Raw genomic sequence first — 12,485 nt, forward strand, 5'->3', positions numbered from 1 at the left:
CCCATTTCGAACAGAGAAGTTAAGCCCGCTAGCGCAGATGGTACTGCCACATGGTGGGAGAGTATGTCGTCGCCCTTCTTTTAAAAGCCTGATTACGCAAGTAGTCAGGCTTTTTTTGTTTACAGTTTACAGTTTACAGTGAACGGTTTACGCTAGAGAAGGGAAATGGGAGATGAGTGTTCTCCTAACCTAACCTCACCCAATCTCACCTAACCTCACCCAATCCTCACCTAATCTAACCCAATCCTCACAAACAACAAACCGAACGAAGTACAAAAGCCGAAAGCCAAACAACGAACAATAATAAAAAAAACGTCGTTTAAAACCGATTTAAACGACGTTTTTTTATTTCATATTACCAAGCGTAGGTTTCAATTGTTTCTACAAATACAGGGTCCCTAGGATGTAGTTTAGGTACTAAAGCATGGTAAGTAACAAATCTAGCTCTACCTCCTCGATTTTGGAGAAACTCTACAAATAGTGTATATTCATTGTATCGATTTTTTTTGTAGACGTATTTGATATCTTCCGTATTGGATTGTACCCAATATTGACCGATTATAAGGTCAAACTGTCTAAAGTCAACCGCAGCATTACATCCTTGTACTAAGTTTCTGTAGTCTCGGGTATTTGTGATGATTGTAAATTCATTGCCTTGAAGTGTAGGGACATATAAATTGTCTTTCGTATTATAACATCCAAAGAGCTCCAGTCCTTCGGTTCTGATAAAGACATCTCGATCATAATAGTCATCACTAATGGTACAACCTGCAAGGCAGAGCGTTGCACCTAAGAGTAAACAATATCTTTTTATCATAGCTTTTTATTTTAAATGGTTGGGGATTGTACAAACAGGTATGGGGTTAATTTTGTGTTGGTTGATTCGGTTGAGTCGTGTATAAATAGCGAAAACTTCTTTTTCTCGTCCTTCGAAATCATCTAGTGTTTTTCCTTGCTCTACAGCTAACATGGCTTGTTCGAGTTCATCGTAATTGGCTCCTAGTTGATCTTCATCCGAGCGATCATCTCCAAACAATCCATCCGTAGGTTTGGCTTGGAGAATACTTTGGGGAACGTTCAGGTATTCACCAAGTAAACGGACTTGCGATTTTAATAAATCAGCAATAGGACTAATATCAACGCCTCCATCTCCATATTTGGTAAAAAAGCCTACACCAAAATCTTCAATTTTGTTACCAGTACCAGCCACTAAGTAACCGTGAATTCCCGCATAATAATACAGGGTTGTCATGCGTAATCTAGCTCTTGTATTAGCTAAGGTTAAGTTTAACAGTGCTTCGTTTTCTATAGTTGGCAATTGTTGCTTGAATAGCTCAAAGGTCGAGGTTAGGTCCGATGTAGCAATATGAACTTGATCAAAATTTTGCATTAAAAAATCAAGGTGTTCTTTGGCTCTGCTTACTTGTGAAGCTGGTTGATGAATAGGCATTTCCACACAAAGTAAAGGTAGGCCTGTTAAAGCGCATAAGGTAGAAGTGACTGCTGAATCAATACCACCAGAAATTCCAATAGCAAATCCTTTTATGCCGCTTTCTTGTGCATAACGTTTAAGCCATTCGACGATATAGTTGGTTACTGCTTCGGTTTGAAAGTTTTGATTCATCCTAGAAAATTTGTGAGTGATATGTAGTTCTTCTTTTTATATTTGTAGCTATCAGATAATAATGTAAGAATACTATGTTCAAAATTAGTAAAATATCTCTACCCTTATTGGTGGTTTTTAGTTTTTTTGTTTGGAGTTGTGGTGATTCAAAGACGAAAGTAGATAAAGAGGTGGAACAAATCCCCATGGATGTTACGGTTTTTCGATTTGATCAAGAATTTTATACCGGAAAGGATGAGGATTTTCTTGGTTTGAAAAAGAAATATTCCTATTTATTCCCGTCAGGTGTTTCAAATGAGGCTTGGTTAGAAAAGAAACACGATACTCTTTTTGCCGAACTTTACGAGGAAGTAACAAAGCAATATCAGGATTTAGAAACATTGCCTGCGGATTTAAAGCATTTGTTTCAAGCGATGAAGTATTATTATCCGGAGGAATCGGATCACAAAAAAGTAATAACAGTAATTTCAGAAGTAGATGTAGCGGCAAAAGCCATTTATGCGGATACCCTTGCGCTGATTAGTTTGGACACCTATTTGGGAAAAGACCATCATTTTTACAAAGGATTCCCTGCCTATACGCTAACAACCTTTGAATCTTCTCAAATTTTGCCCGATATGGCGGAAAGTTTTGTGATTCAGAAATTGCCTAAGACGGCGGATCGAACCTTTTTAGGGGTGATGATTCAACAAGGGAAGTTAATGTATGCGAAAGAGTTGTTATTGCCTAAAGTGCCTGAAGAATCGTTAATCACGTACACCAAGGAGCAATTAGACTGGTGTAAAGCAAATGAGTCTCAGGTATGGCGTTATTTTGTCGATAATCAACTGTTTTTTGATACGGATGGAAAGTTGACCACTCGTTTTATTGATCCAGCGCCGTTTAGCAAGTTTTACTTGGATATTGATGGTGATTCGCCTGGACGAGTAGGCGTTTGGATGGGGTGGCAAATTGTTCGTTCTTATATGGAAAATAATAATGTAACTTTGCAGGAACTTTTTGCAACGCCTGCAAAAGATATTTTTGAAAAATCAAAGTATAAACCGAAGAAGTAATGAGTAAAAATCACATTTCTGATATTAATATTAGAGTAGAATTAGATGAGAATCGCGTTCCAGAAAAATTAAGCTGGACGGCGAAGGATGGTGGAGTAGATCGAGCTAAATCAAAAGCAATGTTATTGTCTATTTGGGATGATAAGGTACAAGAAACGCTGCGTATTGATCTTTGGACGAAAGATATGCCAGTGGATGAAATGAAAAAATTCTTTCATCAAACGTTAGTAGCGATGGCTGATACCTATGAAAGAGCAACAGAAGATGAGAAAATGGCGGCAACAATGCGCGATTTCTGCGACTATTTTGCTGAGAAAACAGATTTGATTGAGAAGTAATAGCAAAGGGCAATTTTATAGTGAAATTGCCCTTTATATTTTATAATACCATGAGGTTACAACCTCTAATATCAGAATGGTCGAAGCGACCTAGTATTTCAAAACTACCATCTTCGTATTTTTTTCCTAAGTCTTGAGTGGCAATAAACGAACACGAATTGATATTGGCTAGATCAATCACGTTAACGCCCCCTGTTTTTCCGAAGGTTTCGATACGTGTAAATGGATCTTCAGGATCTCGGATAACAATATCCATCCACGGAGGGCATTGAAAAATTCCATCCCCAAGAGAATAGCCTTGCGAAAGAAGTTCTGTCATTCCGTATTCCGAATGAATTTTATGCACTCCAAATCCTTGACAAAGAATGTGATGTAGTTCCTCTCGAATCATTTCTTTTCGCTTGCCTTTCATTCCACCTGTTTCCATGATAATGGTGTTTTTGAGTGTAAATTGGTGTTGCTCAATAATGTCGAGTAGTGCATAGGTAACTCCTAAGAGTAGCACGTTTTTTCCTTCGCGATCTAAACGTTCTAGCTTTGCGATGAGTTCCTCATAATTATGTAAGTAGAAACCACTTTCAGGGTGGTTGGATTGCTGGATAAAATCATCTGCCATATAGATCAAAGAAGAACCTTCTCGTTCTAAATACGAAGGCAATAGAGCTAAAACGACGTATTCTTCAATTGGACCATAGAAGTAGGTAAACCCTTTTCTGAAACTTTCTTCGTAATAGTTTAAATCTGTGACATGATGCTTGCTTGTGATGCTTCCCGTTGTACCACTGCTGGTAAAGGTGGTTTGAATCTCAGCTGTACTACTTAGAATATTTTTACTTTTGAAAAATTCAATAGGTAAAAAGGGTACCTGATCTAAGCTTCGAACTTCCGTTGGTGTTTTTTGAATGAGATCACAAAACTCACGATACACCAAGTTATGTTCATATTGATAGCGATACACTTTCATCGCGATTTTATGAAACTCTTTTCGGGTCTGTATGCTAATGATATCTTCGGGTGTAAACACAATTCAATTATTTGATACAAAAATACAATAAAAAAAAGCATCAAAGTAGAAATGATGCTTTCGTTTTATAGGATATTGGTATGGATTATTTTACAATTAGTTTTCGAGTAGCCGAGGCATTGTTCTCTTTGATTTTAATAATGTAAATTCCTGCCGTTATTGTACTGGGTAGTATTAATTCTTTCGTATTAAGTTGAGTAGCTAGGATTTTCTTTCCCATTACATTGTAGATTTCAACTTCTTTGGTTTCATTTGTTTTCGTTTCTATCGTAATTTTACCGTTCGTCTGAACTGGATTAGGATAAATGGATAGGCCTTCAATTGTTTTGACAACTGTAGCTTTAGTCGGAGAAGTCACCACAGTACTGGTTTGAGCGACACTCAGACTCGTGGTAAGGGCAAAAAATCCGATGAAAAGATAGTTATAAAAGTAATTTTTGGTCATTCAAATGAATTTAATACTATAAAAGTAAGGATTATTTCTTAAATGATAAAAAAAATATTTGCTTTTTTAGGGCAAATATTTTTTGTTAACATAAATTAATGACTTATTGTGAACTATAGCTGTAAAAAATTAAATTCTTATAGTCCTACAGTCCAACCTTTTGTCCATTCAGGAGCATTTTCACTATTTCCAGCTCCTTGGTTTTCTCCTTCTACAAATACACGGTTTACATCTACTGATTCACCTGCTGTATTTTTACCTTTTGCTTTTTCAGTAACGTTGATTAGTTTAACATTGTTTACCAACAATGAACCGTTTGCAACGTTAGCAATAGTCTCATCATGTTCTACGTCAAAGGCTGTTTTCCACCCGCTTAATACGACGTTATTCATTTTTCCTTTTGTTCCTTCACGTAGTTTCATCGCTGTTCCTTCTCCTTTTACAGCTGCGATTAACGTAACACCATCAATGGTTGGGTTTGAATACGGCTCTGCTGTTCTTGTTTTAGCATTGTTATCAGCTTCAAAACCTTTATCTGCAGTTCCACTTTGTTTCGAATACCAAAATTTATTCTCTTGTCCATTCCATCCTTCTGTCCAGTCAAATTGATCGTCATCGTTATGTGTAGAAACTAAGTACTGTGCACTTACTGTTCCACCAAACCACTCGAATCCATCATCTGATCCTTCATGCGCTTGTACATATTCGATTTTCGTTCCACTACCTACACCGAATAACGATAATCCGTTAAATTCTTTTTCGCTGTTGAAGTTCGCTCCTGCGTACTCAATTCTCAAGTAACGGATAGATCCTGAATTGTCATTGCTAATCTCACCACCATAGGTCAAATCAGAAACCTCTGCTGTTGCTGTTTTTGCTTTGTTGATTGGAGCTTTACCACATACAACTAAGCCTCCCCAGCTTCCTCTCTTTTTCTCTAGAGCGGTCATCACTACAGGATTTGTATTCGTTCCCTTTACAAAAATCTGTCCGCCTTGTGCTACAGCGATGTAAGAAGATGTTCCGCCTGTACCGATAATTTCAACCCCTTCTTCAATGTTTAAGATAGCGCCATCTTCTACAATTAATTTAGAAGATAAGTTATATTTTTTATTTTTCTCTAACGTCAGCGTTTGTCCTTTTTTTAATGTTTGTCCAATGTTTGCTGTTGGTTCTGGGTTTGGTCCTCCACCGTTGTCGTTTGAATTGTCGTCTGATCCACAGCTTACAACTAAAGCTGATACTAATGCAATTGATAATGCTGATTTGAATAATCTTTTCATAAAGTAATTGTGTTATTTTATTTTAACTGATACAAAGATGGTTGACAAAGATGAACTGATGGTTAGCACTTTATCATTGAATTGTTATGTTCATAGGGAGAAATATTATTGAATTGTTATGTGTTTTTTGGCTTTCAGCTTTTGTTAGTTACGCGGTTTGTTCTTCGTGCGGTTTGTTTAGATGCATCTATCGGAATTATTTCTTCCGCTACAAAGGATATATTCATTGACTAGATGGACAAAAAGCAAAAAGGCAGAAAAACAAAAAAGTCTGCGGATGAGGCAGACTTTTTGTAAACAGGAGGTATTCTTAGTTAGAAAGTATATTTAAATCCTAAACTAAAGTTTTGGCCCAATTTGTACGATTGTACTAAAACATCTTGTGTTAGGTTTTCTTGTTTTCTTTCGATGGCTGGATCCAATAAGTTTCGAGCATTAAAACTCATGCCAAAGTTTTTCGTGAAATCATATTTAAATGTGAAATCTAAGAATCCGAAAGCTTTGTCTACTAAGTTTCCACTTTGTTCCGTTCCTAAGGAATAAAGTTTGTCTGAAAAGTGAGCGTAAGAAAGCGTTGCCATTAATTTTTGGTCATTTGCCCATTCTTTAATATACGAGATATCCGCATTTAACAATAAATCAGATGCACCTGTAAAACTTGAATTATCATGCGTGAAGGAAGTACTTAAGTACTTGTTTTCATGGTTTACCTTTTCGTTATCTAATTTTTGGTAGGTTTTCATAAATGATGCATTTAATCCTCCCGTAATTTTATGCGTTAATTCATCATCAAAGCTGAACAAGTTTTTTCGTACTTCGATTTCCAATCCTGCTGCATACCCATAATCTCCTGTATTGGCATACGTAATATCATTGGAAGAAGAAGCCGATACAATTTCGTTGATTGGATTTTTAATATATTTTCCAAAAACGGTAGCCGATAGTACTTCGTCATTCTTAGGAAAATATTCCCATTTTAAGTCAGCATTATAATCATCGGATGCATATAAGTCGGGGTTACCCACTTTAATTTCGGTTACATCTTCGTAGATAAAACGCGCTCTTTCTTTGAATTGAGGTAAGGTATAGGTTTTGGATAAGGCGAATCGCAAGTTATTGTTGTCATTCACTTCATATTTTAAGGATAAGCTTGGTAAGAAAGCATTTTTGGTAAACTTGTTACTTGTTTCTTCGGCATCTAATTGGGTTTGCCACGTTACATCTTGAGAAATCGTTTCAAAACGAGCGCCTAAGGATCCAGATAATTTTGATGTCAAGCGGTATTCTACGTTAACGAAACCAGCGTGAATATTTAATTTTCCATCATAGGTTTGGGGGCGTAAAGCATTCGGTGTTGCGGCACCTCCTCTAAAGGTATAGATGTCAAAATATCCATTAGCAAAATTAGCTTGGTTGAAGAATTGATCTAATGCATCTGGATTGATATTGTTGTTGTGCTCTCTGTTAATTTGGAAAACAAACTGTGTTGCTTTAAATTCTCTGTCCTTTTTTCTGAAGTTATATCCTACTGTTAGTTTACCATCGTATAGATTTTCTTCGTTTTTCCCAAATTTGTAATCAGCAGCAAGGTTTGCAGCTATTTCATTTTCTTTTAAATCTTCAAAGTAACGGTTGTTATCTGATCTTGAATTAATTGAAAATTGGTAGCTATCTTGATCTTTTAGCTTGTTTAAAGTATATTGTTGTCTATCGGGGGTTTGAGCAGAGATATTGTTGAAGGCTGCTCCCCAGTTTACCTCCCATTGATCGGTTATTTTGTGATTTCCCAACAATTGGTTTACCATCAATTGATCTTGGCGATAGGTTTGTCTATTGATGTAGGTATGGTCCGAATTATCTAAAGTAATATCTCTTACATACCCTTGGTAATCTTCATTTTTTTCTTTTGAATCGTTTACAAATAAGAAGTTGTATTTGATGGAGTTTGAATCGTTGATATCAAATTTTGCATTCAACATTCCTGTTGTATTGGTGCTGTATTCAAACGCATTTAGATTTAAATCTTTGGTGAATGAGTTTTGCGCTTGAGCGGTTCTTGTAATCCCTTCTTTTTGTTTGAAGTTGTTTCCAAAAGAAGCTGTTGCAAATAAGTGTAAAGCTGATTCACTACCAAAGAAAAATGATTTTCCTGTGTTGATATTTAATCCAGCTCCCCAAGGACTGCGGGTATCGGTTTGGGTTGAGTTTTTAAAGTTATATCCATTTAAAGCGTTTCCAGGTATGTTAGTATCTGAAAAACCAAAGAAACTGCGATCGGATAAGGTTTTGAAATTATCCTGTTTTACGGCATTTGTATTCATATTGGTACTAACTCCAACTTCGATAAATGCTGCTCCACTGTGGTTCTTAGACATAATGTCGATATTTCCACCAGCGAAATCTCCATAGTTTCGAGCAAAATAAGTTTTATCAATGGCGATGTATTCGACGATATCAGTAGAGAAAATATTTAAATCAATGTTTTTCTTCTCTGGGTCATTGGATGCTAATGGCAATCCATTTAACGAGGTGCTGTTGTAACGATCACCTAACCCGCGAACGAAAATCGTTCCCGATCCCTCTTGTTTGGCTACTCCAGTGGTTTTGGCCACCGCGCTAGCTACATCGCTTACTCCTTTTCTAGAAAGTTCTTGTGAACCAATGTGCTGTTTCATCTCCACGGAACGCTGTTGTTCAATTAGTAACGTAGCTTCTCTGGATTTTGATCGTGTGGCCTGTACGACTACTCCTTCAAGCTGTACACTTTCTGAAAGCAAGTCAATGGTCAATTCAATTGTTTCATTGGCTTTGACTACAATCGCTTTATCCGTTGAAGTATAACCTACATAGTTGAAAGTTAAGATTTGCTTTCCTTCAGGGACTTCTATAGTAAAGAAACCATCTAGATCGGTATTAACCCCTTGTGTTGTTCCTTTTACACTGACAGAAGCAAAGGCTAAGGGTTCTTTGGTTGCTGAATCTTGTAAAATTCCTTTAATCGTTCCATTAGATGCCCCAAGTACTTGGCTAATAAATAATAGGGCGAATAATAACTTTGATTTCATAATTCTTATTTTATTTAAGCTAGTGCAAAGAACAAGCGTAAATATGTTCTGTGTGTTATCGCCGTTTTAACACATTTTGCACTAAACGTTATTAAATCGTTACCACATTAAATAATTGTAAACTTTACTTCTCGTTATGTATTATCTTTATCTTTGAACCGATTTATAACACACACAGATAAAGAATGAAAAATTCAGACATTAAAGTCTTGTTAGTTGATGATGAACAAGATATCATTGAAATCATCAGTTATAATTTAGAAAAAGAAGGCTATCAGGTTAGTACAGCAAGGAACGGAAAAGAAGCTATTGAAAAGGCAAAAAAAGAGCTTCCTCATCTGATTATCCTAGATGTTATGATGCCTGAGATGGACGGTATGGAAGCTTGTGAACATATTCGAAAAATTGATAGTTTGCAGCAGGTGATGATTACTTTTTTAACGGCGAGAGGCGAAGATTATTCACAAGTAGCGGGGTTTGATGCCGGAGCGGATGATTATATTACCAAACCAGTCAAACCAAAGGTGTTGATGAGCAAAGTTAAAGCCTTGTTGCGTCGATTGAAAAATGTTGAAGACACAGAAAACAGTGATATTATTCAGATTGGTAATATTGAAATCAACCGCGATGAGTATAAAATTCTAATTGATGGGGTAGAATTGTCTCTGCCTCGAAAAGAATTTGAATTATTGTATTTATTAGCTTCAAAACCTGGAAAAGTCTTTACGCGAGAAGAAATCTTAGATCGCGTTTGGGGGAATGAGGTAGTTGTTGGTGGACGAACCATTGATGTACATATTCGAAAATTAAGAGAAAAAGTTGGAGATGACTGCTTTAAGACAATTAAAGGGGTAGGATATAAATTAGATATGTAGTTTCATGTCAACACGCTTTAAAAGATCGTATAAATTTGCTGTCAAATCAGCGTTATTAATAGCAATATGTTCTCTTGTTATTAGCTTGCCTTTTGTGTTTTTGGTTCAACAAAAACCTTGGATACTAGTAGGCATTCATACTCTTTTGGTTTATTTTGCTTCTTTTTTCGTGATTCAGTATCGGGTAGAGCACTTTATTTACCGCCGAATCAAAAAGATTTACGATAAAGTTTCCCTTTTAGAGCACACAGATCTTCGTGCGAATGCGGTAACAACGGATATGAAAACACTAACGGAAGAAATTGAACGATTTGCTACTCATAAAAAAATAGAAATTGAATCTTTACAAGTTCGAGAGGAATATAGACGTGAATTTTTGGGTAATATTTCCCATGAATTAAAAACACCTTTATTCATGATTCAAAGTTATTTAGAAACTTTGAGTGATGGAGCTATCGATGATTTGGAGGTTCGCGATCGTTATTTAGAACGCGCCGAACAAGGAGTAGACCGACTTATTTATATTGTGAAGGATTTGGATATGATTTCTAAACTAGAATCGGGTGATTTACATTTGAATATCGTCGAATTTGATTTGGTTGAGATGATTCAGCATGCGTTTGACTTTTTGGAATACAAAGCGAAAAAGAAAAATATATCACTATTGTTTGATATGGGCTATAAAAAGCCGATTTATGTGGTGGGGGATAAAGAACGCATCGGTCAAGTGGTTACCAATTTAATTGAGAATTCTATCAAGTATGGAAAGGAAAAGGGAACAACAGAAGTGAGTATTGAAAACTTAGTGAAGAATAAATTGATTGTACGCGTAACGGACAATGGATTGGGAATTCGCAAAGAACATATTCCGCGATTATTTGAGCGTTTTTATCGCATTGACAAGAGTGGAGCACGTAGTGTGGGAGGATCAGGATTAGGATTATCGATTGTGAAGCACATTGTGGAAGCACATGACGAGCATATCTACGTAGAAAGTAGCTATGGCTATGGATCAGAATTCTCCTTTACCTTAGAGAAAGCAGTGAAAGAAAAAACGCAAAAGACAACTTAATTTGCATGCCCTATAAAAAGGTTTTACTTTCGTTATATTTATTTAATTTTGCATCAAATTTAAACGAATAACCCTGTGGGAAGTAAAAACAAGTTAAAGCGATTTAGAGAAAACGAAACTTTTGGTAATGTTTTCCAACCATCAAGAGAAGATATGATAGCAAATTTGCCCCAAAAAGGTAAATGGGCGTCGGAAGTATTTAAGAACAATAATCCTATTGTTTTAGAATTAGGCTGTGGAAAAGGAGAATATACCGTGGAGTTAGCGCGTCGTTTTCCTACAACCAACTTTATTGGTATTGATATCAAAGGGGCTCGTTTTTGGAGAGGAGCGAAAACAGCTGTGGAGGAAGGGTTGCACAATGTGGCTTTTCTACGTACGCAGATTGAATTGATCGAATTCGCTTTTGAACAAGGAGAGGTGAGTGAGATTTGGATTACTTTTCCAGATCCACAGATTAAATATAAACGCACCAAGCATCGTTTAACAAATACCGAATTTTTGCAACGCTATAAGAAAATTCTTACTGCAGACGGAGTAGTGAATTTAAAAACAGATAGTGAATTTATGCATGGGTATACGTTAGGCTTGTTACATGGAGAAGGACATGAAGTGATTTACGCAAATCACCATGTTTATAAAAACGAAGGGGCTCCTTCAGTAGTTACTGAAATCCAAACGTTTTATGAATCACAGTATTTAGAACAAAATAAAGCCATTACTTATATTCAATTCAGAATTAAATAGCGGATGGATTACTATTTTACCTTATTATTCTTTGGCTTTTTAGCAGCAGTAATCGGGGTATCTCTCCCAGGGTTACTCAATATGACTGCTGTTAAAGTAGCGCAAGAAAGAGGAAGAAAAGCGTCGATATGGTACATCGGAGGAGCATTGTCCATTATCTTTATTCAAACCTATGTGGCTATTTTCTTTGCCAAACTAATCGACTCAAGTCCGTTTATCACCGAAATCTTACACGAAATAGGGTTGGTTATTTTTGGATCACTGACCATTTACTTTTTAGGATTTGCCAAGCGCAAAAAGAAAGAAGAGAATGAAGCGGTTAAACGATTAAAGAACCCTTATGTCTACGGGGCATTACTCGCTTTAATTAATGTGTTTTCTATCCCGTATTACGTGTTCTTGAGTGTGACGTTAGCATCTTATGCTTATCCAATTTTTGAATGGATGTATACGGTTGTTTTTTCTATTGGTGTAGTGTTCGGTTCGGGATTAATGTTTTATGCGTATATCTCCGTTTTTAGGAAAGTAGCTAATGAAAATGCTTTTTTATTGCGCAACATAAATTATGTTATTGGATCAATTACAGGCATTATCTGTTTGATTACCATTTATAAATTAGTGCGATAATGTCCGATTCAACTAATTTTTTTGAACGGGTTTACGAGGTTGTGCGCGAAATTCCCTACGGAAAAGTAACGACGTATGGCGCTATTGCCAAGGCAATTGGAGCACCTCGTTCGGCGCGAATGGTTGGATATGCGATGAATGCCTCACATTTTGATGACAGTGTACCCGCACACCGCGTAGTAAATCGATTGGGCATGTTGAGCGGTAAACACCATTTTGAGGGGACCAATTTAATGCAGCAGCTCTTGGAAAGCGAAGGGATTACTGTTGTAAATAATCAAATTCAAAATTTTAAAGATATACTCTGGATTCCTCCCGTAAAGTTCTAAC

The 12,485-nt window shown here is 36.5% G+C and carries 13 protein-coding genes; 7 read left to right on the forward strand and 6 right to left on the reverse strand.

The window, feature by feature from the left end:
* Nucleotides 1–355 precede the first annotated feature (355 nt).
* Both ACLJX0_RS12970 and nadE read right to left on the reverse strand, forming a co-directional pair.
* A complete protein-coding gene (locus ACLJX0_RS12970; RefSeq protein ID WP_410881000.1) occupies nucleotides 356–817 on the reverse strand; it encodes a hypothetical protein in 462 nt (153 codons plus the stop codon).
* 6 nt (nucleotides 818–823) lie between these two features.
* Entirely contained in the window at nucleotides 824–1,624 is an 801-nt protein-coding gene (gene nadE, locus ACLJX0_RS12975; RefSeq protein WP_410881001.1) for an NAD(+) synthase, read from the reverse strand.
* 74 nt (nucleotides 1,625–1,698) lie between these two features.
* On the opposite strand from nadE, the gene gldB reads away from it, so the two are divergent.
* Both gldB and gldC read left to right on the forward strand, forming a co-directional pair.
* The gene (gene gldB / locus ACLJX0_RS12980; protein WP_410881002.1) at nucleotides 1,699–2,679 is read left to right on the forward strand and encodes a gliding motility lipoprotein GldB; all 981 of its coding nucleotides are present in this window, start codon (nucleotides 1,699–1,701) and stop codon (nucleotides 2,677–2,679) included.
* Nucleotides 2,679–3,017, forward strand: coding sequence for a gliding motility protein GldC (gene gldC, locus ACLJX0_RS12985; protein WP_410881003.1), 339 nt, complete (start codon nucleotides 2,679–2,681; stop codon nucleotides 3,015–3,017). Before gldB ends, gldC begins: the two co-directional genes overlap by 1 nt.
* A 40-nt stretch (nucleotides 3,018–3,057) precedes the next feature.
* On the opposite strand, the gene ACLJX0_RS12990 is transcribed toward gldC, so the two are convergent.
* The 4 genes from ACLJX0_RS12990 to ACLJX0_RS13005 form a co-directional block, all read right to left on the reverse strand.
* A complete protein-coding gene (locus tag ACLJX0_RS12990; protein WP_410881004.1) occupies nucleotides 3,058–4,041 on the reverse strand; it encodes an acyl transferase in 984 nt (327 codons plus the stop codon).
* 85 nt (nucleotides 4,042–4,126) lie between these two features.
* Nucleotides 4,127–4,486 (reverse strand): T9SS type A sorting domain-containing protein, encoded by a 360-nt coding sequence (locus ACLJX0_RS12995; RefSeq protein WP_410881005.1) that lies wholly within the window; start codon nucleotides 4,484–4,486, stop codon nucleotides 4,127–4,129.
* Nucleotides 4,487–4,623: 137 nt separating this feature from the next.
* The gene (locus ACLJX0_RS13000; RefSeq protein ID WP_410881006.1) at nucleotides 4,624–5,769 is read right to left on the reverse strand and encodes a hypothetical protein; all 1,146 of its coding nucleotides are present in this window, start codon (nucleotides 5,767–5,769) and stop codon (nucleotides 4,624–4,626) included.
* Nucleotides 5,770–6,083: 314 nt separating this feature from the next.
* Complete coding sequence (locus tag ACLJX0_RS13005) at nucleotides 6,084–8,834, reverse strand: TonB-dependent receptor domain-containing protein (RefSeq protein ID WP_410881007.1); 2,751 nt, start codon at nucleotides 8,832–8,834, stop codon at nucleotides 6,084–6,086.
* 185 nt (nucleotides 8,835–9,019) lie between these two features.
* On the opposite strand from ACLJX0_RS13005, the gene ACLJX0_RS13010 reads away from it, so the two are divergent.
* The 5 genes from ACLJX0_RS13010 (at nucleotide 9,020) to ACLJX0_RS13030 (ending at nucleotide 12,484) form a co-directional block, all read left to right on the forward strand.
* On the forward strand, nucleotides 9,020–9,709 hold the full coding sequence (locus tag ACLJX0_RS13010) for a response regulator transcription factor (RefSeq protein ID WP_410881008.1): 690 nt from the start codon (nucleotides 9,020–9,022) through the stop codon (nucleotides 9,707–9,709).
* 4 nt (nucleotides 9,710–9,713) lie between these two features.
* Nucleotides 9,714–10,781, forward strand: a complete 1,068-nt coding sequence (locus ACLJX0_RS13015) for a sensor histidine kinase (protein WP_410881009.1) — start codon at nucleotides 9,714–9,716, stop codon at nucleotides 10,779–10,781.
* A 75-nt stretch (nucleotides 10,782–10,856) separates the two neighbouring features.
* Nucleotides 10,857–11,528, forward strand: coding sequence for a tRNA (guanosine(46)-N7)-methyltransferase TrmB (gene trmB / locus ACLJX0_RS13020; protein ID WP_410881010.1), 672 nt, complete (start codon nucleotides 10,857–10,859; stop codon nucleotides 11,526–11,528).
* Between the two features lie 3 nt (nucleotides 11,529–11,531).
* A complete protein-coding gene (locus tag ACLJX0_RS13025) occupies nucleotides 11,532–12,155 on the forward strand; it encodes a LysE family translocator (protein WP_410881011.1) in 624 nt (207 codons plus the stop codon).
* Nucleotides 12,155–12,484 (forward strand): MGMT family protein, encoded by a 330-nt coding sequence (locus tag ACLJX0_RS13030; RefSeq protein ID WP_410881012.1) that lies wholly within the window; start codon nucleotides 12,155–12,157, stop codon nucleotides 12,482–12,484. Before ACLJX0_RS13025 ends, ACLJX0_RS13030 begins: the two co-directional genes overlap by 1 nt.
* Nucleotide 12,485: the final 1 nt, after the last annotated feature.

Source organism: Myroides sp. DW712, assembly GCF_046557355.1.
Lineage (GTDB): Bacteria > Bacteroidota > Bacteroidia > Flavobacteriales > Flavobacteriaceae > Flavobacterium.